This is a genomic window from Paracoccaceae bacterium (assembly GCA_033344815.1).
In the GTDB taxonomy this organism is placed as follows: Bacteria; Pseudomonadota; Alphaproteobacteria; order Rhodobacterales; family Rhodobacteraceae; genus Roseobacter.
Window position 1 is genome coordinate 3,137,527 of sequence record JAWPMR010000001.1, and the last position, 22,765, is coordinate 3,160,291.

Genomic DNA, 22,765 nt, shown 5'->3' on the forward strand with positions numbered 1-22,765 from the left:
GTGACAGCGCACTTGAACCGAACGCCCCGGGGCGTATCTGTTCGCCAACGCTTCGTTAAAAATGACGCAAAGGATGGCTCATGATCCGACTTTCTGCTCTCGCCGCACTCATCGCATTTTTTCCCGGCCTTTTGCTGGCGCAAGAAGAGGCGGTTACCACTTTTGAGCTTGAAAATGGCATGCAAGTCGTTGTTGTCGAAGATCACCGCGCACCCGTCGTTCAACACATGGTGTGGTACAAGGCCGGGTCTGCAGACGAACCAAAAGGATCTTCTGGTGTCGCACATTTTCTGGAGCACTTGCTGTTCAAGGCGACTGACACGCTGGAAGCGGGCGAACTGTCCGCGACCGTCGCGCGCAACGGGGGGCGCGACAATGCTTTTACCTCTTATGATTATACCGCATATTTCCAACGCGTCGCCGCCGATCGCCTTGAGTTAATGATGCAGATGGAGTCGGACCGGATGAAAAATATCCGACTGACCGAAGAAAACATCGACACCGAGCGTGACGTAATCATCGAGGAACGAAACCAACGCACCGAGAATAGCGCCAGTGCGCTTTTTGGTGAACAGTTGAGTGCTGCGCAATTTCTGAACCACCGTTATGGCGTGCCAATCATCGGTTGGATGCATGAAATGGAAACTTTGGACATGGAAGATGCGCTTGGGTTTTACGACATCTACTATTCGCCAAACAATGCCATTCTTGTGGTGTCGGGCGATGTGACCCCTGAAGAGGTCCGCACACTGGCTGAAAAACACTATGGCGTGATTCCGGCCAATCCCGATTTGCCTGACAGGCTGCGCACGGAAGAGCCACCTCAAACAGCGGAACGTCGATTGATTTTCCGTGATGCGCGCGTGGCCCAGCCCTATGTCAGGCGGTCCTATTTGGCGCCGGAACGGGATGCTGGCGCGCAGGAGGCCGCAGCGGCGTTGACATTCTTGTCCGAGATACTGGGGGGCGGCACCACATCCTATCTGGCGGAAGCGCTGCAATTTGATACGCAGGTCGCCACATATTCCGCTGCATTTTACAGCGGTGTTCGACTGGATGACACGACGTTCAATGTCATCGTCGTGCCACGCCCGGGTGTTAGCCTGCAAGAGGCCGAAGACGCAATGGACGCAGCGCTGGATCAGTTCATGATCGACGGTGTTGATCCGGAACAGTTGGAGCGGATCAAGCTGCAAATCCGCGCTGACCAGATCTATGCACGGGATGATGTAGACCGGATTGCCAACCGTTATGGGCAGGCGTTGACCTCCGGTTTGACCGTCGAAGACGTCAAGGCATGGCCTGATATTTTACAGGCCGTTACGGCAGAGGACATCATGCAGGCCGCGCGAGATGTTTTTGACATGAGGGCCTCTGTGACGGGCTGGTTGATGCGCGAAGAGGTGACACAATGATCCGTTTTGTCTTGTCTTTGTGTGCCGTTTTTGCGTGGACGCTCCCCGCGAGTGCTGAGGTCGACATCAAGGAGGTTACCTCTGAGTCGGGTTTGACCGCTTGGTTGGTCGAGGACCATGCGATCCCTTTTGTGGCGCTGGAGATCCGTTTTCGTGGTGGTGCATCGCTGGATGCGCCGGGCAAACGGGGCGCCATCAATTTGATGACAGGGCTGCTTGAAGAAGGGGCCGCTGACATGGATGCACGTGATTTCGCGCGCGCCACAGAGGCGCTCGCCACGTCATTTGGTTTTGACGTAAGTGACGACTCTGTTTCTGTGTCCGCGCGTTTCCTGACGGAAAATCGCGACGCGTCGGTCGAATTATTGCGCGCTGCACTTGTTGAACCCCGGTTTGATGAGGATGCCATAGAGCGTGTGCGCGATCAGGTCCTGTCTGGTATCCGATCGGAAGCCAAGGACCCAAACGATATTGCGGGACGTGCCTTTGACGAGATTGTGTTTGGTGATCACCCTTATGCCACGTCTCTAAGTGGAACTGAGGAAAGCGTTGCTGCATTGACGCGCGAAGATTTGTTGGCGGCGCATCGGGCAGTGCTTGCGCGAGACAGGATCTATATCGGAGCCGTCGGTGATATCACGCCAGAAGAACTGTCAGCGATGATGGATGAGTTGTTGCGTGCGCTGCCGGCAGAGGGCGCACCTATGCCGCCTATGGCCGAAATCACCATTCCAGGTGGTGTGACGGTTGTTCCTTTTGAAACACCCCAATCGGTCGCTCTTTTCGGACAAAGAGGCATTACTCTGGAAAACCCGGACTACTTTACAGCGATTTTACTCAATCAGGTGCTGGGTGGCGGATCCTTTGAGAGCCGGCTTATGGATGAAGTGCGCGAAAAACGTGGGCTCACCTATGGCGTCTATTCCTATTTGGTTCCGAAAGATCTGGCAGCGACTTACTTGGGATCGGTCAGTTCGGCAAATGATCGCATTGCCGAAGCCATCGCCGTGATCCGCGATGAGTGGTCCCGGGCGGCGTCAGAAGGCGTCACGCAGGCCGAACTGGATGACGCCAAGACGTTTATGACAGGGGCCTATCCGCTTCGGTTTGATGGAAACGGACCGATTGCAAAAATCATGGTGGGCATGCAGATGTCAGGCTTGCCCATTGATTACATCCCCTCACGGAACGATCGGGTTGAAGCGGTGACGCTGGAGGATGTCAAACGGGTTGCGGGTGAGTTGTTGGATCCTGAAGGATTGCATTTCGTCGTCGTTGGACAGCCTGTAGGACTTGAAAGCACGCCTGCCAATTAGTCTTGTGTCTTGCTAAAAGGGGGCGCTGACGCGCCGCGCTATACCCTCGGCCCGATTGGGCCGAGTGCGGGTTACTGTATCAGAGGTTATTCGCCGTAAGGAACCCAGATGTTCTTGATTTCTGTTGAGGCTTCGAGGAATTCCTTGCCTTGGCCTGCGCTGCCCATCCAGTTGCGGAACATGCCATTGTTGACCCAAGTACGTTTGAGGTTGCCGGCACTGGCCTGTTCGATTGGCCCGCTCAGAGGTTGATCGCTGAAAGACCAAGCGGAATCGATGTCCATATGTGCGGCCATATGCGACGCAATATCCGCATGTGGTCCGGTTAAGATATTGACGACACCGGCTGGAACATCCGAAGTTTCCAATATTTGAATGAAGTCTGTCGCAGCGAGCGGGAAAGTCTCGGATGCAACAAGGATGATCCGATTTCCCATGGCCATAGCCGGTGCCATGCAGGAGATCAAACCAAGTAGGGGGGCTTCGTTTGGGCATATGGCTGCGATCACGCCAACGGGTTCTTTCATTGCCAAAGCGACGCCGCGCATGGGCACGCCGTGGATGTGGCCGTCATATTTGTCGGCCCAAGCTGCATAGCTGAAAAGTCGGTGAATTGTGGCTTCGACTTCCTTGTCGCCTTGTTTGCCGCCCGTCATATTGTTCAACCGTTTTGCAAATTCATCCGCGCGGGCCGAAAGGTTTTCCGCCAAGTAGTAGAGGATTTGGGCACGCAGATGTCCGGTGGTTCTGGACCATCCTTTGGCGGCTTGTGCAGCCTCAACTGCGTTCCGCAGATCCTTGCGATTGGCCAATGAAACATGGCCAAGCAAGTCGCCCGATTTACCCCAAACAGGGGCAGAGTAACCGCCATCGGGACGGGACTGTTTTCCGCCAACGTAAAGTTTTGCAGTCCTGTCTATTGGGTTCGCGATCATGCTTTTGCCCGAAAACGGTTTGAGAGGCTTCAGTGGTTTTTTCACACCCTTGCGACGTGTATATCCCGCAAGCCCTTCCCATCCGCCTTCACGCCCAAAGCCGCTCTCACGCACGCCGCCGAAACCCGCTGCGGCATCCATCAGATTGGTGCCGTTGATCCATACAATACCGCTGGCGAGCTTTGGGGCGATATCGAGGGCAAGGTTGATGTTTTCGCTCCAGACAGTGGCGGCAAGCCCGTAGCGGGTGTTGTTGGCTAATGCGACTGCATCGCTCGGTGTGCGGAACGTGGTTGACACTAACACAGGGCCGAAAATCTCTTCTTGCATCAGCCGATCTGCGGGGTTCAGGCCAGTGATCAGCGTGGGCGGGTAAAAGCTACCTTCAACGGGTAAATCCGTAGCCGCCACGTAGGTGGTGCCAGCGGTGTTTGAGGCCACTATATCGGAAATCGTCTTGAGTTGTGCGGGATCTACGATTGCACCGACATCTATGCTCTTGTCCAGTGGATCACCTATACGCAGTTTGTCCATCCGCGCGCGTAGTTTGGCGTAAAAAACCTCCGCAATGGGTTCATGTACCAATAGCCGTGATCCGGCACAGCAGACCTGACCCTGATTGAACCAGATCGCATCGACGAGCCCTTCTACGGCGCTGTCCAGATCCGCATCATCAAAAACGATATAGGGCGACTTTCCACCCAGTTCGAGCGTCAAGGCTTTGCCGCTGCCAGCAGTAGCTTCACGTATGCGACGACCTACTGCGGTTGAGCCGGTGAAGGCCAGTTTATCCACCTCGGCAGCAACGATCATTTCACCGACAGCACCATCACCGGTGACAATATTCACTACCCCTTTTGGCAAACCCGCCTGACGGCAGATGTCCGCAAAAAGCAAAGCTGTAAGAGATGTGTATTCAGCGGGTTTCAGTACAACTGTATTGCCCATCGCGAGGGCGGGCGCGATTTTCCAAGCCAGCATCAAAAGTGGAAAATTCCATGGGATAATCTGTCCGCAGACCCCAAGCGCTTCGCGGTCTGGCAGTTCTTCTTCCATCAGCTGGGCCATCCCTGCGTGAAAGTAGAAATGCCGTTGTGCCAGCGGGATATCAATGTCTCGGGCTTCACGGATCGGTTTGCCATTATCGAGCGTTTCCAGCACGGCAAAGAGACGGCTGTGTTTTTGCAAAAGACGGGCAATTGCGTAAAGATAGCGTGCCCTGCCGTGGCCTTTCAGGCCTTCCCATTTGGATTGTGCGCGCCGGGCTGCGTCGACTGCGGCGTCGACATCCGCCTGTGTGGCTTGCGAGAGTGTTGCGAGCACGTCGCCTGTGGCTGGATTGCGGCTCTCAAAGCCCTGTCCGGGGGCAGTGTGGCTACCGTCAATAAAATGACCAAATTGCCCGTCCTGATCTGCGATCCAATTTCGGGCCTCTGTCGCGCTTTCTGGTGCGACGCCATAGTCCATCGTTTCAAATATCTCGGAGACGGTCATGGCCAAGGGCCCTTTCAATCATATCAGCTGGTCGGATGACGGTAGCTTGCGGAATAGTTTCCGGTGACGTGATGTTCCAATTGGCGTTCAATGTCATTCAAGAGAGATGAGGCCCCGAAACGGAACAGATCTGGTCGCAACCAGCGGTCGCCCAATTCTTCCTTCATCATGGCGAGGTACGTGATCGCGTCCTTGGCTTTGGAAATGCCGCCCGCCGGTTTATACCCTACGCGAAATCCAGTGTGCTCATAATAGTCTCGGATGGCGCGGAGCATCACCAAAGTAACTGGGAGGGTCGCGTTCACGCTTTCCTTGCCGGTGGAGGTTTTGATGAAATCCGCCCCGGCCATCATGCAGATCATCGATGCGCGCGCCACGTTACGCAAAGATCCCAATTCGCCAGTGGCAAGGATGGCTTTTACATGTGCCTCCCCGCAAGCGCGGCGAAACGCGCACATCTCATCATAAAGGGCCTGCCAATTGCCCGACAAGACATGGCGGCGGGAAATCACAATGTCGATTTCGGCGGCACCGGCTTTGACGCTTTCCTCGATCTCGGCAATGCGCAGATGCAGGGGAGAAAGACCCGCCGGGAAACCGGTGCTCACGGCTGCAACGGGGATGCCGGATCCCTCCAGCGCGCGCAACGCCGCCGGGATCATATCGTGATAAACGCAGACTGCCCCTGTGGTAATCGGCCCCATGTCCAAGGCGTCCAGCAATGGCTGCGTCACAGGTTGGCGCGCTTTTGCACAGAGCCTTGCGACCCGATCTTCGGTGTCATCGCCCGACAAGGTTGTCAGGTCAATACAAGTCACAGCGCGCAACAGCCATGCGGCCTGATTCTGCTTTTTGACCGACCGTCGGGCGGGGAGATTGGCGGCACGCCGTTCAATGGCCGAGGTGTTTGCTTGCAGCGCACGCACCCAATCCATGTCCAAAGCCATACCGGGGTTTCTGGGTTCGGTCACTTGCGGCACAGGATGGCTGGTCACGGGCGAGAGCGGTTTATGGGTTTGGCTGAGCATTGCGGCATCCTTGGGGAGCATCTGGTCAAATTCGCATGGGTTGTGCGTCATGGCAAGCGCATAGCCGGAGGAGGATGCAGCGCATTTTGCACGTCTACTATGATAAAAAACCCATGCGTTTCTCTGTGTTTTGAGATGTGTCGCGGGGTCTCAGCGATGATTTTTCAGGCAAAAATATCAAATAGCGCTTTGCTTTTGCGAATTAGTCGCATTTGGCTTGACTTCTTGCGAATGGTTCTCATATTCGTTAATATGGATAAACCAAACTCTTCTTTTTATGTGACGCGACGCAGCCTGTTTGCCGGGCTCAGCGCGTCCGCGCTTTTGATCGGCCAACCGGCCTTGGCACAAACCACGGGACAAACCAGTGTTGTCGCAACCACCGGTATGATCGCGGATGCGGTACGGCGCGTTGGCGGTGATCTGGTATCGGTGAAGGCCTTGATGGGCGCGGGCGTTGATCCGCACGCCTATCGGCAGACGCGCAGCGACATTGTTGCCATGACGCGCGCTGATCTGGTGTTCTGGCACGGGCTCTACCTGGAAGCGCAGATGGAGAGCTTTTTTGAAGACCTGAGTCGCAAGGGTCGTGTTGTGCCCATCGCCGAGGGGTTGCCAAAGGACCAATTGTTGTCGCATGCGGACTATGACGGGCGATATGATCCGCACGTCTGGATGGATCCGGTCCTGTGGCGTGAAGTTGTCACTGCCGTTACCAGCGAGTTGAGCGTTTTGCGTCCCGGGGATGCCAAAGCATTTCGCGCCAATTCACAGGCGTTTGCATCTGAACTTGATGATTTGGCGGAATATGCTCGGACGTCTCTTGCCAAGGTTCCCAAGGAAAAGCGTGTTTTGCTGACAGCACATGATGCCTTCAGCTACTTCGGTCGCGCGTATGATTTCGAAGTGATCGGCATTCAGGGGATCTCAACCGAAAGTGAGGCGGGGCTGAACCGCATTTCAGAGCTTGTCGACGTTCTGGTGTCCCGCGACATCGGTGCCGTGTTTGTCGAAACCTCCGTGTCTGACCGCAACATGCGCGCTTTGATCGAAGGAGCTGCTGCACAGGGCCACATGGTAAGCATCGGGGGGGCTTTGTTCAGCGATGCGATGGGTGCCGATGGCACTTACGAGGGGACGTATCTGGGCATGATTGATCACAACGTCACGACGATTGCGCGCGCGCTCGGAGCAGATGTCCCAGAGGGCGGTCGTCTGGGCAAGCTGGCGGCAGGGAGCTGATATGAACATTGCACTGGCAACAAGCGACGGCGCGATAACCGCAGAAAACATCCATCTGTCGAACCCATTGGAGGTTCGCGGCCTGACCGTATCCTATGGGCAAAAACCCGCAGTTTTTTCGGTGGATATGACCATTGTCACCGGCTCCATGACCGCGATCATCGGGCCGAACGGTGCCGGCAAGTCGACATTGCTAAAAGCTGTTCTTGGGATCATCGACCCCCTAGCGGGTCAGACGACCGTGTTTGGCAGGCCCGTCGCACAGAGCCGCGATCGGATTGCATACGTACCGCAGCGCGCCAGTGTAGATTGGGATTTTCCGACGCGTGTGATCGATGTCGTCTTGATGGGTTTGTATCGTGAACTTGGTCTTCTAGGTCGCGTGACTTCCGCGCATCGTGACAAGGCAAGGGATTGTCTTGTGCGCGTCGGCATGGAGGGTTTCGCAACACGACAGATCGGCCAGCTTTCGGGCGGTCAACAGCAGCGTGTTTTCCTTGCGCGTGCTCTGGCGCAGGACGCAGACCTTTATTTGCTCGATGAACCCTTTGCGGGAGTTGATGCCGCCACTGAAAAAGCGATTATTGCGGTGCTGAAGTCGCTGCGCGATGCGGGCAAAACAGTTGTGGCCGTGCATCATGATCTGAGCACAGTGCATGAGTATTTCGACCATGTTTTCCTGATCAACAAGCGCCGCGTCGCCGAAGGACCAGTGCAAAGCACCTTCACCGAGGAAAATCTGCAATCCACCTATGGAGGTCGCCTCGCGGGCGCACAGGTGGATCAATTGAGTGGAACGCTGGGCTAAGCCGTGCTTCTTGACGCCGTGTTACTTCAACTTGGGTACAACGCGACCCTTGTGACACTGGGTGCGATGCTGTTGGGCATGGCCGCCGGCGTAGGGGGTACATTTCTTTTCTTGCGCAAGCGCGCACTTGTCAGTGACGCGATTGCGCATGCGACGCTTCCAGGCGTGGCATGCGCCTTCATGGTGATGGTGGGATTGGGCTGGGATGGGCGAAACCTGATTGGATTGCTGATCGGCGCTGGCGCTTCCGCCGCCATCGGGCTTTTGTGTGTCAGTTGGCTCAGTACAAAAACCCGCCTCGCCGAGGACGCAGCGATCGGCGCGGTATTGTCTGTATTCTTTGGGATGGGGATCGTCGGCCTGACGATTATTCAATCCATGACATCGGGCCAACAGGCTGGGCTCGAAGGGTTCCTGCTTGGATCAACGGCGGGCATGTTGCGCAGTGATGCTCTGATTATCGCTGTTTCGGCCGGATTGACCCTTACATTGGTCATGCTCTTGCGCCGCCCCCTGACGCTAGCGTCCTTTGATCCGGAATACGCGTCTGCGGCAGGACAGAATGTGGCGCGTACGGATTTAGCGATGATGGCTATTGTGCTGGCGGTGACAGTTGTCGGCCTTAAAATCGTGGGCCTGATCCTGATCGTCGCATTGCTCATTATCCCACCGGTGACGGCGCGTTTCTGGACAGAGCGCACGGATCATGTTGTGTTGATATCTGGTCTGTTGGGCGGTCTGTCAGCTTACATCGGGGCGTCGTTTTCTGCAGCATTGCCTGACCTCCCCACGGGACCGATCATTGTTCTGGTCGGGTTCGCCTTCTTCATGCTTTCCCTGATGCTAGCGCCGAAGCGCGGTGTGCTGGCTGCTGTTCTGAAACATCGCAAATTCCAGCATCGTGTGCATCTGCGCCAGGGTCTGTTGGCTCTGGCGCAAGGCCAACCAATTTATGAAAAACTGACATTGCGCTTGCTGAGAAGGGCCGGGTGGGCATTGCCGGACGGAGTGCCCACGGCTGAAGGGCGCGGGCGCGCAGGTAAGGCGCTGTTGGATGAAACGCGGTGGCAACTGATCCGGCGTGACCCGAGTTTTGAGGCTGCTGCAGCCCATTATGACGGGCTGACACCAATTGAGACTGTCCTGACCCCGGATCAGATCCATGAGATCGACCGGCGTATTCCCGCACCACAGGGCTTGCGCGGATGAGCGGTTCGGAATTTGTACCTCTGTCCCTGACGCCTTTGCTTATTGGGATCTGTGTGGCCATTGCCTGTGCCTTGCCGGGCAACTTTCTGGTGCTGCGTCGTCAGGCCCTGATTGGTGATGCGATCAGCCATGTCGTACTGCCGGGGATCGTGGTTGCATTTTTGATTACCGGGGTGATTGCCGCCTGGCCCATGCTGCTGGGCGCTGCGGGCGCGGCTCTCGTGGCGGTTGCCGCGATTGAGGCAATCCGGCGTTTGGGCAAGATTGAGCCGGGGGCGGCGATGGGCGTTGTCTTCACGACCATGTTTGCGGGCGGTGTTCTGCTGCTGGAACAGTCCGATACGTCCTCTGTGCATCTTGATGTGGAACACGCCCTTTTTGGCAACCTTGAAAGCCTGATCTGGTTGGATGCCTCTGGTTGGGGCTCCCTCCTGGATCCTGAAGCCTTGAGGGGGTTGCCGGTTGAATTGCCCCGTATGATGGCCGCCTTGGTTGCCGTGGCGTTGTTTGTTTTCGTGTTTTGGCGACCTCTGAAAATCTCAACCTTTGACGAAGGCTTTGCACAGACAATCGGCATGCGGACGCAGCCGCTTGGTCTGGGGCTGGTTGTTATTTCGGCGGTTTCGGCAGTTGCTGCATTTGATGCCGTCGGCAGTATCATTGTGATCGCGATGTTCATCTGTCCGCCCGCCGCCGCGCGTCTGATGACCAACCAACTGGAGCACCAGGTGGCCTGGTCCGTGGGTTTTGCGACGATGGCGGCCGTGCTGGGGTATGTCGCGGCGGGATATGGGCCGATCTGGCTTGGGTTTGCATCGTCCGTTTCCGCGGCGGGGATGATTGCGAGTGTGTCCGGCATTATTTTGGCCGCCACTGCGATCTTCGGGCCATACCGAAAACAAGGTGGCAGCACGCAGAAATTTTGAGGCGCGAAAGATACGAATTGAAACCCGTGACACGACGGTAGAGAGTAGTAACGATTTGCCATAGGAGAACCCTAGTGAACCGTTACCCTCGTGATTTTTCAGGCTATGGTGCCCACCCACCCGACGCCAAATGGCCAAATGACGCGCGCATCGCGGTTCAGTTCGTCGTGAACTATGAAGAAGGCGGGGAGAACTGCCTGTTGCATGGCGATGATGCCTCTGAGGCGTTTCTATCCGAAGTGATTGGCGCGCAGCCTTGGCCGGGTCAACGGAATTGGAACATGGAGTCAATGTACGATTACGGTGCGCGTGCCGGATTCTGGCGCCTGCATCGACTGTTTACGAGCGCGAATATCCCGGTCACGGTTTACGGCGTTGCAGCTGCTCTGGCACGCGCGCCCGAGCAGGTCAAAGGCATGCAATCGGCAGGCTGGGAAATAGCGAGCCACGGGTTGAAATGGATCGACTACAAGGAACATACCGAGGCAGAGGAAGGCGCGGACATGATGGAAGCGATACGCTTGCATGGTGAAGTGACGGGGGAAAGTCCGCGTGGATGGTACACCGGGAGGTGTTCGATGAATACCGTGGCGCTTGCGGCTGAGACGGGCCAGTTTGAATACATATCCGACACTTACGATGATGATTTGCCCTATTGGCGCAAGTTTGGACGCCGCAACCAACTGATCATTCCGTATACTTTGGATTGCAATGACATGCGTTTTGCAACCGCTCAAGGGTTCAATGCGGGCGATCAATTCTTCACCTATTTGCGGGATGCTTTCGACGCGCTTTATGCTGAAGGCATTGCAGGTGCGGGCAAGATGATGTCCGTAGGCCTGCATTGCCGCTTGATCGGCCGCCCGGGGCGGATACAGGCGCTGCGCCGGTTCATTGACTATATCCAAAGTTTTGAAGGGGTATGGTGCCCGCGTCGTATCGATATTGCTGAACATTGGCGCAAGGTGCACCCGCCAAAAAACCGCCCGCGCCCGTCGACGCTCAAGAAGCCAGATTTCATTGAGAAATTCGGAAACATCTTCGAGCATTCGGAGTGGCTTGCCGAGCGCGCATTCGACCTTGAGCTTGGTCCCGCCCATGATACTGCCACCGGGTTGCATTCCGCGATGGCGCGCATGTTTCGCAGCGCCACGCTGGAAGAACGCATGGACGTTTTACGCGCACACCCTGATTTGGCGGGCAAGCTTGCGGTGGCGAAGCGATTGACTGCTGAAAGTTCGGGCGAACAGGCCAGTGCTGGATTGGATGGGCTTACGGACGACGAAAATGCCACATTTGAAAAACTCAATACCTCTTATATGCAAAAACACGGGTTCCCTTTCATCATAGCTGTGAAAGATCACAACAAAGCAGGTATCTTACGCGCCTTTAAGAGACGGCTGGCGCAGGAGACTGATGCAGAATTTGATGAAGCCTGTAGACAAGTTGAGCGTATTGCAGAGATTAGGCTGGAAGCTGTTCTATGACTTGCGTGAGTAACCGCGACCCAATGGGAAACTGGTGCCGATCTCCATCTTGCCCGCAAAGCTCTGCTTATGAAAACCACGGAGGTTACAGTACCTTGCCGTTAAAATCGACATGGCGGTTCAGGATAGATCTCTGAATTTTCCGGATTCTATCAATAAGGTCCTGCTTGGAGCCGTACCCGTACATAGAAACAGCGCAGGTAACGGACGGTTTTTCAACGGTATGGCGGACTCTTTCCGTGCCGCGGGGCCATTACCTCGCCGTAGGGGGAGCTTTAAGCCAACTCTCTCGGAAATCAGGTTTCAGAATCGCGCACAAGCATGCTACTAGTTGTGGTATGAACTCTATCACCCCCAAGATAAGCCAATCACGGCCCGTTATTCGCCAACTGGATGAAGGCGCAGTCAATCGGATTGCGGCTGGCGAAGTGGTTGAAAGACCAGCCTCGGCGATCAAGGAACTGGTCGAAAATGCACTCGATGCCGGCGCGCGATGCATTGCAATTGACTACAGCGATGGCGGCAAGACCCTGATCCGGGTCACGGATGATGGCTGCGGCATGACAAAGGAGGACTTGCCGCTTGCTCTGTCACGGCATGCGACCTCAAAAATTGATGGGTCCGATCTTTTGAACATCCACACCTTCGGGTTTCGTGGCGAGGCGTTGCCTTCACTCGGCGCAGTTGGAAGGCTTACCATCGCCAGTCGGGCGGACGGCTCAGACGGGTTTGAAATTTCCGTGGACGGTGGGGTTAGCAAAGCTCTCAAACCTGCCGCTTTGAAAACTGGCACAACCGTGACTCTGAGCGATCTGTTTTATGCAACGCCAGCACGATTGAAATTTTTGCGCACGGATCGCGCGGAAGCGCAGGCAATCAGCGATGTGATCAAGCGTCTTGCGATGGCCGAACCCTTTGTCGAGTTTGTGTTGCGCGACGTTTCTGGCGAACGGAAAGATCGTGAAATCTTTCGTGCACCTTCCGAACAGGGTGATCTGTTCAGTGCGCTTCATGGCCGCCTGTCCCGCGTGATGGGGCGCGAATTTGCTGAAAACGCCTTGGCGATTGATGCTCAACGCGAAGGCTTGCATCTGACGGGATATGCGGCCCTGCCGACTTATTCGCGCGGCTCGGCTATTGCACAATATCTCTTTGTGAACGGTCGTCCGGTGCGCGACAAGCTGTTGATAGGCGCGTTGCGCGGGGCCTATTCAGATTTTCTGAGCCGTGACCGTCACCCGGCAGCGGCACTGTTTATTGATTGCGACCCGGCGCTTGTCGATGTGAACGTCCATCCCGCGAAATCTGAAGTACGCTTTCGTGATCCGGGTCTTGTGCGTGGATTGATTGTATCCGCCCTGAAGCACTCTTTGGCGGAGGCCGGGCATCGCGCGTCTTCTACTGTCGCGGACGCCACGCTGGGGGCCATGCTGCCTGAAGCGGTGGGCGCGCGCATCTATCAAATGGACAGACGCCCGGCACCAACCATGTCATCGCCAAGCTTTCAGGAAACGGCGCCGGTCTGGGGACGTGTGGAGAGCACTAAACCCTTGCAGGGGGACAAGGATGATGAAACGCCCGGCTATCCTTTGGGTACGGCGCGGGGACAAGTCCATGAGAATTACATCATCGCGCAGACAGAAAATGGCATGATCATTGTTGACCAGCACGCTGCTCATGAACGTCTGGTATACGAGAAACTGAAAAGACAAATGTCTGAGAATGGTGTGGCGCGTCAGGCCCTGTTGATCCCGGAAATTGTTGAACTTTCAGTCAATGACTGCGCGCGCCTGATAGAGATTGCAGACCAGCTTGAGAAATTTGGTTTAGTCATTGAACCATTCGGAGGCTCCGCCCTTGCAGTGCGTGAAACACCCGCGATATTGGGTCAGGTAGATGCGAAAGCGATCATATCGGATATTCTTGACGAATTGTCCGACCAGAATTGCTCCAACACCTTGCAAGTGCGTATTGAAGCGATCCTCAGCCGTATTGCTTGCCATGGCTCGATACGCTCAGGGCGCTGGATGCGCGCCGAAGAAATGAACGCGCTGTTGCGCGACATGGAGGCAACGCCGCATTCAGGTCAGTGCAACCATGGGCGTCCAACTTATGTGGAACTAAAGCTGAGTGATATAGAAAGACTGTTTGGTCGGACATGATCGAGATTGCAGGACAGGTTTTCGCGTTGGATGATCCGTTGGTCATCGCGGCTGCGGCGGGCGCAAGTGTTGTGCTTCTGTTCTTTGTATTGCTGATCATGGCCGTACGTGCGGCAGGTCAAAGTGCGAAAATGTCGGCGCCGCTCACCCAACAATTAGGTGTCTTAGGGCAGCACGTCCAACAACTTGGCGCAGGTCAGGAACAGTTGCGCGGCGGATTGCAAACCGTTTCGGACACGCAGGCCAACGCGCAAACTCAGGTCATCCAAACGGTCGAAGCGCGACTGGCTACAGTCCAGCAGCAGATGCAGGATCGCCTTGCAGACAATGCACTGCGCTCGGCACGTTCGCTTTCGGAGATGCAGGAACGTATGAAAGAGGCCCTTCATGGGTCCTCCAAGCAAACCACCACTTCTCTGACGCAATTGCAGGAACGCCTGGCTGCTATTGATAAGGCACAAGATAACATCACCAAACTGTCGGGGGATGTTTTGTCGCTGCAGGACATCCTAAGCAACAAACAGACACGCGGGGCATTTGGTGAAATTCAGCTGCACGATATAGTCTCAAAAGCGCTGCCAAAGGACAGCTTTTCGCTGCAGCATACCCTGAGCAATGGTCGGCGAGCGGACTGCTTGATCCATTTGCCGAATCCGCCCGGACCGATTGTGATTGATAGCAAATTCCCGCTGGAGGCCTATGAAGCGCTGCGAGCGGCCGAGACTGATTGGGATCTCAAAGAAGCTATGGCCAAGATGAAGGTCGCAGTGACAAAGCATATCTTGGATATTTCAAACAAATACATCCTCGAGGGTGAAACGGCGGATGGCGCATTGATGTTTCTTCCGTCCGAGGCGGTTTATGCGGAACTGCACGCGAATTTCCCAGATTTGGTGCGTAAAGGCTTTGATGCTCGTGTCTGGATTGTGTCGCCGACAACCTGCATGGCCACGCTCAATACCATGCGTGCAATTCTCAAGGATGCCCGGATGCGAGAACAGGCGGGTGCAATACGTTCTGAGTTGGCCAAGCTCGTGGCAGATGTAGACAGGTTGGGCACCCGTGTCGGTAACCTGGACCGTCATTTTTCCCAAGCTTCCAAGGATATAGAAGAGATCAAGATCAGTTCCGACAAAGCCGGTAAGCGCGCGCACCGGTTGGACAACTTTGATTTCGAGGAATTGTCCGCAGAAGAGGGCGCAAATATTGTGCCATTGACCAAATCCGAGCTTTAGGGACAGGCAATTGGAATGTGGGGTACGCGGGTCATGATCTGGCAACCTCCGGGACCTTAGGTCTGGTTGGCCTGACAATGCCTGTTGATGGTGGCAACCGGAACGCATGCGCTCTGATAACAGAGCTGTCACGGATCTTATCAAACACCAGAAAAACGTGAGGCTTTTGTTTTCGCCTGTCAGCGTGGTCTTTTATGCATCCAGACTAGTGGTTAAACTGTCATTTTGACCAATTCCGTGTGACAAACCACGTTCAAGATGTCGCCGCACACCAGTCATTTTGATGTGGGCTAGGCTCAAAGCGTCCCTGATGGTGAGATTGCCATACAATCGCGCTCAGGCCATTTGGCTCTCAACCATTTCATAGGAAACTCTGGGTTCATTGTTTAAGAAACTGAACGCTCGAAAAGCACTGCTCCTGGAATTGGAAACTTTGCCAAATGGGCATTGCACGCCCATAGGCAGCAAAACCTCAATCACTCTTGGCCACGCCCGCGCATAGGGCAGTTGGGAGAAGGAGAACGGACAAAAAAACGCGCACTAATTTTGCGAGCCAAAGTGTTACGCTTTTTGGCATTGGGCCAGAGTGCAATTTAATAGTTGCGCGAAGTATCTAAAATTACCATCGACGATGTTGGAGGGCAGCAACCGCTCTCATTTTCGCTTCATGGTTGCCATCCTTCAAAGAGAGGGTGGGTGTCGCCAAGCGGTAGGTCGACACGTTGACCACTGCGCGCGGCATCATAAATCGCCGTAACCAATTCGATGGATGCAGCCCCGTCATCGAACGAAACCGCTTTGTTCTTGCGCCCGCTCAAAGCCATTGCAATTTCATGGAAAAAGCCTTCGAAACCTGCAAGTTCGGCCGGTAAACTGCTCAGAACCGCGTCAAATTTTGCCTGCTCCATGGGGTCTCGCGCCACAAAGGACCAAGGCGCCGCCCCGGGCGCATAGGGATCAGATGCAGACGTGGCAGTCAGCGTTTCGAAGACGAACCGCATACGTGTTTCATCGCGTGCGGCACCAAGCGTAATGCTGCTTGTAGCAAGAGCGCCATTGGTCATTTTAAAGCTAACGGCGGCGCAGTCTTCGGTCTCTATCGGGTTCACGCGGGTAGCGGTCAGCGCGAAAACCGATGCGACGGGCCCCATGAAATGCGTCATCAGATCATGATTGTGAATGGCATGACCCAAAACTGCACCGCCTTGCTCGCCCCCCCAAGTGCCGCGCCATGGTACAGCATAGTAATCACTGCCACGCGACCAGTGAGTCTCAATTGCCGCGACCTGCGGCTTGCCCACCAAGCCCGCAGAAACCAGGCCGCGCAACTGAGCAAGCGATGGCCCCCATCGATATTGAAAAACCGGGAAAATGGATTTTCCATTGTCGTGCATAGCGGCGCGGAGCCTTTCAATATCTGCCAGGGAAGTTGCAAGGGGTTTTTCGCAGATAACGTGCTTGCCGGCTTTGAGCGCGCGCAAAGACACGCAAACGTGCAAATGAGGTGGTAGACAGATATCAATCACGTCAATTGCAGCGTCATCGAAAGAGGCTTGCAAATCGGTTTTGACTGTAAACTTGTCATCACTGCGCAGGCTTTCTGCGCGTGCGGGATCTTGATCGACGATCATTGCCACTTCGAATTCATCTGGCAATTTGCGAAAGGCGGCCAGGTGTTCGCGTCCTATGCCTGCTCCAAGTATTGCCACTCTGATCATCGGGCGGTTTCCATTGCCGGAAAACTCAAGTCCTTCGTGCTTTGTAATTGTTGCAGCGTCATTGTGGCCTCGGTACTGATTTGATCCATGCCAGAGTTGTTCATCTTAGATCAACCGCGTGTCGCACGCACAGACTCTTTTGATATATTGATTTGCATTGCGAAGCCCTGGAAATCTGACGCCACCAACATTTGGGTGGGCGTCTAACAATTGCGGCACCTCGCAGAAGCCGGTGAGACTTCAACATAATCGTTGCCGCTTTCTAACCGTTTCGCAAAGCTTCTTGTGGTGTTCAATTTCTTGTTGACCTGATGTGGACCGGTTGGGACATCAGCTGTCCGGCGTTGGCTTCAAACGGTCCTGGTTTAATCGCAACGACCAGGTCGCAGCGATAGTTCACCCGTGCACCCTGTGTAAGATGTTCTACTTTGAATAGACGAATTATTTTGTCGCTTCGCCTCTTAAAACCGGTCACTTCTGGCAAGTCTCGCGCTGGTCACGCGACAGGTGCAAGATTGGAAAATAGTGCTATCGTCCCTCTGAAAACGATCAAAGGGAGCGTAATAAGTGCATGAATTAAAAGGAACAGCGGGAAAAATCTACGAAGGCATTCGCGACTTGGCGATTGTGTCCCCGCATGGGCATTGCGATCCTGCATGGTTTGCGGTGAATGCACCGTTTCCTGACCCCGCAACGCTTTTGGTTGTCCCGGATCATTATGTTTTTCGAATGCTTTACTCACAAGGAGTCTCATTGGCGGATTTGGGCGTCGGAGCACCAGGAAAAGATGCGAACCCGCGCGATATCTTTCGTTTGTTTGCAAAGAATTGGCATTTGTTCTTAGGAACCCCCTCACGATTTTGGATGCAGTATGTGCTGACTCAAACCCTTGGCATTAGCACGGGTTTATCCGAAGATAACGCAGACCATATTTATGATCAGATTGCGGAAAAACTGGCGCTGCCTGATTTCCGTCCACGTGCGCTTTTTGATCGTTTTGACATCGAGGTTCTGGCCACAACGGATGGCGCGCTGGATGATCTGAGCCATCACAGCGCCATTCGCGACAGCGGTTGGTCTGGACGTGTTGTACCGACATTCCGCCCGGATAGTGTTCTGGATCCGAGTGATCCGCAGTTTGCTGAAAACGTCGCGCAGTTGGGGGTCGCAACAGATGAAGACACCAGTACCTTTGCCGGGTACTTGAACGCGCTGCGAAAACGCCGGCAGTTTTTCAAGGCAATGGGGGCCACGGCCACCGATCATGCGATTGAGTATATTCATACAGAATGGCAGGCGAACCCTGATGCCTTGTTTCAACGTGTCCGCACAGCGGCCAATTCGCCGCAGGATGCTCAGGCGTTTTACGGCCATATGCTGATAGAAATGGCCCAGATGTCGGTGGAAGACGGATTGGTTATGCAAATCCACGGGGGTAGCCGACGCAACACCAATCATCGCGTCCTTGCAGAATTTGGACGAGATAAGGGTGCAGATATACCCATTGCGGTGGATTGGGTGAAAGGTCTTGAGGGGTTGCTCAACCGTGTCGGCAACAGTCCTCAGTTTAAGTTGCTTTTGTTCACTTTGGACGAAACAACATATGCCCGCGAATTGGCTCCCATGGCGGGGCATTGGCCTTGTTTGCGCATTGGCCCGCCTTGGTGGTTCCATGACAGTGCTGCAGGGATCGCGCGATATTTCGATCAGGTAGTTGAAACAGCCGGGTACTTTAATCTGGCAGGTTTCAATGATGACACACGGGCGTTCCTGTCGATCCCGGCACGGCATGATTTATGGCGGCGCGGCGTAGCCGTGCATCTCGCGCAGCAGATTGATCGCGGTGTTTTTGACATGAAGAATGCGCGGGAACTTGCGCCTCTGCTGGCCAATGAATTGGCGCGCAAAGCCTACAGGTTGCAGTCATGAACCGGATTTTACATTTCGGTGTTGGAAATTTTTGCCGTGCGCATTTGGCGGATTACACGCAGGATGCAGGCGGTTGGACGATCACCGGCGTCAGTTTGCGATCCGCGTCGATCCGCGACGGGCTGAAAGCGCAGGGATATGATTACACCCTTGCGATCCAAGGGAAGGCCTCCAAGAAAATAACCGTATTCAATGATGTTTTCGTCGCGCCTGAAGATCCCGCAACTGTCTTGGAACAGATCGCGATGCCGGACGTTCACATCATTTCAGTCACCGTGACAGAGAAAGGGTATCATCTGAAACCGGACAACACGTTGGATTTTGATGATCCTTTGATCCAGTCGGATTTGACGGATGCCGCGCCCCGTTCAGTGATTGGTTTTTTGGCACGTGGACTCGCTGCGCGAGAAACGTCCGTGACAGTTCTAAGCTGTGACAATCGCGTGTCGAATGGGGACGTGCTTTGCAGGGCAGTGATGGATTTTGCAGCGCGTGCAGGATTGGCGTTGAACCCGGATCAGGCAACTTTCCCCAATAGCATGGTGGACCGGATCACACCTGCAACCTCACCGGAGTTGCGCGCAACGACTGGTGACGCGATGGCGGTGCCGACCGAGCCGTTTCGAGAATGGGTCATTGAGGACCGTTTTGCGGGACCACGACCGGATTGGCCGGATGTGTTGTTTACGAATGACGTGGCGCCGCACGAAATTCGTAAATTGCGGATGTTGAATGGTGCCCATTCGATGCTGGCCTATGCGGGCGTTTCTGCAGGATACACCTACGTACACGAAGCTATTGGCGACCCTGATTTGCGCCGCAGGACACGCGCTTTGATGCAGGAGGCGGCCCTAACGTTGACGCCGGACATGCAAGAAATTGCCCCGGATTATGCGGATGCCTTGATCGCACGTTTCGACAATCCGTACATTAATCACAGTTTGCGCCAGATCGCGATGGATGGGACGCAAAAGCTTCCTTACCGGATGTTGGACAGTCTCCGCGCATTTATTGCAATCGACAAACCTGCGCCTGCTTTGAAGGCTGGTGTTCGTGCCTGGATCACCTTTTGTCGCGAGCAGGTCGCGAATGATCAGATCATACAAGACCCGCTTGGCAACCAAATCGAACAGATCATTTCAGCAGACGGCACAGACACGGACCTTCTGAAACTGATTGGGGCCGAAGATCTGGCGGGCATCATTTTGGAATGATAGCCCCGCGATGTTGGACAACCCGGGCCGCACAATCGTGGCCCGCCATCAAAGCGTCCTTTTGTGATCGACCAGACAGAAATGCGCCGAGGTATCCGCCGTTAAAACTATCTCCGGCAGCTGTGGTATCGACAACGTTTGGCGCGGATGAATAAGATTGCTCAATGGTTTCGCCCAGCGACAGTGGGCCCATGTCGCCGCGCTTGAGTGCGCCTTTTGTTGTACCTGTCGCAAAGCGGGCGGCCACCGTATCCTCGCTTTCATCAAAAAGCGCCATTTCATCGTCGATAGATGGCAAGGCGATGTCAGCCACAGACCAGAACGCGCGGGTGATTTTTTGGGCCGTTGCCGGGTTTTCCCAAAGTTTGGGGCGGTAATTGCTGTCATAGGCCACGCGCGCGTCCGTGGTTTTGATCCACTCAATCAAGGCAAGGCGCACGTCCTGTGGCAAGATCGCAAGGGTGATCCCCGAGAGATACACAACGTCATACTCTGCCAGCACCGAAAAATCATAGGCTTCGTTTTGTTGGAACATCAAACGGGCCGCAGAGGCATTGCGCCAATAGGTAAAGGCGCGCTCACCCTGCTCATTTGTTGTGATTGCGTAAAGGCCCGGCGATTTGCCATCGATCGTGCGAATGTTGCCGCAACCGATATCTTGTGCTGCGATGAAATCCGAGATTTGCGCCGAAAACGGGTCATCGCCAAGGCAAGTAATGTAATCCACCGTCAAATCGGGTGCTGCGCGTTTGAGATAGATGGCAGTGTTGAGCGTATCGCCCGCCACGCCTACCTGCGCGGTTTGCCCTTTCATTGAAAGTTCGATCATGGCTTCGCCAACACAGGCAACACGCATTATTTTTGTTCCCTTTTCCAGATGATCAAGCCCGAAATGACGATGATCATCGCTCCTATGATCGTCCAGTGATCTGGTACGTGACTAAAGACCAGATAGCTGAGGATCGAGAGGTAAATCATGAACGAATAGGTATATGGCATCAAAGTATTCGCTGTGCCAAATCGATGCGCATTTGTCAGCAACTGATGGCCGGCCCAGCCGAAAACACCTAGGCTTATCAATACGACCCAGTCCAATAGGTTATCAGGCCATTGCCACGCCCAAACGGCCATTGGGAGCATGACTGCGGTGCCCAAAGCGCCCATGTAAAATTGCATGGTTTCGGTCGCAACCACACCTGCGAGTTTGCGAGTCATGATCGAATAGAGCGCAAGGCTCAGCGAATTGAACAGCGGCAGCAGCATGGCAATATGGAATGCTTCGCCAAAGGGACGGATGACGACCAAAACACCCGCGAACCCCAAAAGGATTGCGAACCAACGCCATGGTCCGACACGTTCCCCCAGCAATGGACCGGAAAGGGCGCAGACGATCACCGGGCTGGAGAACATGATTGCAGCGGTCACCGTCAGGGGCAGAAAGTTCAGCGCGTAGAAATTGGACAGGGTGGCCGCGACCAGTAGCAACGCGCGGCTGAGAACTTGCCAGATATGTCCGGTTTGAAACCGGTCGCGGGTCAAACCACCTTTGGCGATCACCGCGACCGAAATCACAAAATGCCCGGCATAGCGCATGAACGCCAATTGGAACGCGGAAAAACCCGCGATTACCAACCATTTTGCACCGGTATCCACCAGCGAAAACAGAAACCATGCACCCAGCATCAAGACGATGCCGAAATGGGGGCGGTCCTCTAATAGGCCCGCGGTGACAGCCATGTTACTTACTCATTTTCTGAGCGTAAAAATCGACCATTTCGCTTACCATCTTGTCACCGCGACCGGTATCCGTGGCCTCGCGCAGCGCAGACAAGGCGCATTTGGACATGATGCTTTCGACGCCTGCTTCATCGGCCATGCGGGCATAGTATCCGACGTCCTTGGCGGCATTCTTGATCGCAAATGCCAGTTGATTTGGGTCGCCGTCCACGCCGTAGCCTTTGACAAAATCCATCATCCCCGAATGCAGGGGACCTGCTGCCATCACGTCGTACACTTGTTTGCGATCAATACCGGCGACATCCGCCATGGCGAAAGCTTCGGCCACCGCATTTGCAATCGTCATGCCGACAAAGTTGTTCATCAGCTTGATCGTGTGACCGGAGCCTGACGCACCAAGGTGGAATACGTTTTCGCCAAGATCCTTAAGGACAGGTTCGACAGTATCAAACGCATTTCTGTCACCGGCCGCCATGATGTTCAGCATCCCGTCTTTAGCGTGGGATGGCGTGCGCCCCAGTGGTGCATCAAGATATTGGCCCCCGGCGGCAGCGACTTCTTCGCTCAGCGCGCGGGTGCTTCCCGGAAGCGACGTGCCAAAGTCGATGACTGTGGCCCCGTTGCGCAGTCCTGCGATCACGCCATCATCTCCGCGCATCCGACTTTCAACGCTATCGCTGGTATCCATGCAGAGCATCACGATATCGCTTGCACTTGCCACATCGCGGGCGGTGGCAACTTCCACGGCGCCCCGCGCCACGGCTGCATCGACATTGGGGCGCGAACGGTTGGCTGTGACCGTCACAGCGTATCCCTTGTCCTGAAGCCGTCCGACCATTGCTGCACCCATGAGGCCAAGGCCGATAAATCCGATTGTCGGTTGTGTCATGTTCTGTCCCTCTCGCTTGCG

At 55.0% G+C, this 22,765-nt stretch carries 16 protein-coding genes and 1 pseudogene; 11 read left to right on the plus strand and 6 right to left on the minus strand.

Annotated features, from left to right (window positions below; translation table 11 throughout):
* Window positions 1-80 precede the first annotated feature (80 nt).
* A complete protein-coding gene (locus R8G34_14550; GenBank protein ID MDW3224083.1) occupies window positions 81-1,415 on the plus strand; it encodes a pitrilysin family protein in 1,335 nt (444 codons plus the stop codon).
* Window positions 1,412-2,731, plus strand: coding sequence for a pitrilysin family protein (locus R8G34_14555; protein MDW3224084.1), 1,320 nt, complete (start codon window positions 1,412-1,414; stop codon window positions 2,729-2,731). The genes R8G34_14550 and R8G34_14555 overlap by 4 nt, the downstream gene beginning before the upstream one ends.
* Before the next feature lie 86 nt (window positions 2,732-2,817).
* Here R8G34_14555 and R8G34_14560 read toward each other — a convergent pair whose 3' ends face one another.
* Window positions 2,818-5,160: an aldehyde dehydrogenase family protein gene (locus tag R8G34_14560; protein ID MDW3224085.1), complete on the minus strand. Its 2,343-nt coding sequence runs from the start codon at window positions 5,158-5,160 to the stop codon at window positions 2,818-2,820.
* A 23-nt stretch (window positions 5,161-5,183) separates the two neighbouring features.
* Window positions 5,184-6,107 carry a deoxyribose-phosphate aldolase gene (deoC, locus tag R8G34_14565; GenBank protein ID MDW3224086.1) on the minus strand — a complete coding sequence of 308 codons (924 nt, stop codon included), beginning with the start codon at window positions 6,105-6,107 and terminating at the stop codon, window positions 5,184-5,186.
* Window positions 6,108-6,440: 333 nt separating this feature from the next.
* On the opposite strand from deoC, the gene R8G34_14570 reads away from it, so the two are divergent.
* The 7 genes from R8G34_14570 (at window position 6,441) to rmuC (ending at window position 15,257) form a co-directional block, all read left to right on the plus strand.
* On the plus strand, window positions 6,441-7,430 hold the full coding sequence (locus R8G34_14570; GenBank protein ID MDW3224087.1) for a zinc ABC transporter substrate-binding protein: 990 nt from the start codon (window positions 6,441-6,443) through the stop codon (window positions 7,428-7,430).
* A 1-nt stretch (window position 7,431) separates the two neighbouring features.
* Window positions 7,432-8,238, plus strand: coding sequence for a metal ABC transporter ATP-binding protein (locus tag R8G34_14575; protein MDW3224088.1), 807 nt, complete (start codon window positions 7,432-7,434; stop codon window positions 8,236-8,238).
* Between the two features lie 3 nt (window positions 8,239-8,241).
* Window positions 8,242-9,447, plus strand: a complete 1,206-nt coding sequence (locus R8G34_14580; protein ID MDW3224089.1) for a metal ABC transporter permease — start codon at window positions 8,242-8,244, stop codon at window positions 9,445-9,447.
* Window positions 9,444-10,373 (plus strand): metal ABC transporter permease, encoded by a 930-nt coding sequence (locus tag R8G34_14585; GenBank protein MDW3224090.1) that lies wholly within the window; start codon window positions 9,444-9,446, stop codon window positions 10,371-10,373. The genes R8G34_14580 and R8G34_14585 overlap by 4 nt, the downstream gene beginning before the upstream one ends.
* A 74-nt stretch (window positions 10,374-10,447) precedes the next feature.
* Complete coding sequence (gene puuE, locus R8G34_14590; GenBank protein MDW3224091.1) at window positions 10,448-11,860, plus strand: allantoinase PuuE; 1,413 nt, start codon at window positions 10,448-10,450, stop codon at window positions 11,858-11,860.
* A 338-nt stretch (window positions 11,861-12,198) separates the two neighbouring features.
* Window positions 12,199-14,022, plus strand: a complete 1,824-nt coding sequence (gene mutL / locus R8G34_14595) for a DNA mismatch repair endonuclease MutL (protein MDW3224092.1) — start codon at window positions 12,199-12,201, stop codon at window positions 14,020-14,022.
* On the plus strand, window positions 14,019-15,257 hold the full coding sequence (gene rmuC / locus R8G34_14600; GenBank protein ID MDW3224093.1) for a DNA recombination protein RmuC: 1,239 nt from the start codon (window positions 14,019-14,021) through the stop codon (window positions 15,255-15,257). The genes mutL and rmuC overlap by 4 nt, the downstream gene beginning before the upstream one ends.
* A gap of 665 nt (window positions 15,258-15,922) precedes the next feature.
* Here the strand turns inward: rmuC and R8G34_14605 are convergent.
* The gene (locus R8G34_14605; GenBank protein MDW3224094.1) at window positions 15,923-16,975 is read right to left on the minus strand and encodes a Gfo/Idh/MocA family oxidoreductase; all 1,053 of its coding nucleotides are present in this window, start codon (window positions 16,973-16,975) and stop codon (window positions 15,923-15,925) included.
* A gap of 567 nt (window positions 16,976-17,542) precedes the next feature.
* Here R8G34_14605 and uxaC point away from each other — a divergent pair.
* Both uxaC and R8G34_14615 read left to right on the plus strand, forming a co-directional pair.
* On the plus strand, window positions 17,543-18,904 hold the full coding sequence (gene uxaC / locus R8G34_14610) for a glucuronate isomerase (GenBank protein ID MDW3224095.1): 1,362 nt from the start codon (window positions 17,543-17,545) through the stop codon (window positions 18,902-18,904).
* The gene (locus tag R8G34_14615; protein ID MDW3224096.1) at window positions 18,901-20,118 is read left to right on the plus strand and encodes a mannitol dehydrogenase family protein; all 1,218 of its coding nucleotides are present in this window, start codon (window positions 18,901-18,903) and stop codon (window positions 20,116-20,118) included. The genes uxaC and R8G34_14615 overlap by 4 nt, the downstream gene beginning before the upstream one ends.
* Here R8G34_14615 and R8G34_14620 read toward each other — a convergent pair.
* The 3 genes and pseudogenes from R8G34_14620 to R8G34_14630 all read right to left on the minus strand — a co-directional run bounded on the left by R8G34_14620 (window position 20,105) and on the right by R8G34_14630 (window position 22,750).
* Window positions 20,105-20,974 carry a sugar kinase gene (locus tag R8G34_14620; protein ID MDW3224097.1) on the minus strand — a complete coding sequence of 290 codons (870 nt, stop codon included), beginning with the start codon at window positions 20,972-20,974 and terminating at the stop codon, window positions 20,105-20,107. The genes R8G34_14615 and R8G34_14620 overlap by 14 nt on opposite strands.
* The gene (locus R8G34_14625; GenBank protein MDW3224098.1) at window positions 20,974-21,855 is read right to left on the minus strand and encodes a DMT family transporter; all 882 of its coding nucleotides are present in this window, start codon (window positions 21,853-21,855) and stop codon (window positions 20,974-20,976) included. The genes R8G34_14620 and R8G34_14625 overlap by 1 nt, the downstream gene beginning before the upstream one ends.
* Window position 21,856: 1 nt before the next feature.
* Window positions 21,857-22,750: pseudogene (locus R8G34_14630) on the minus strand (NAD(P)-dependent oxidoreductase).
* Window positions 22,751-22,765: the final 15 nt, after the last annotated feature.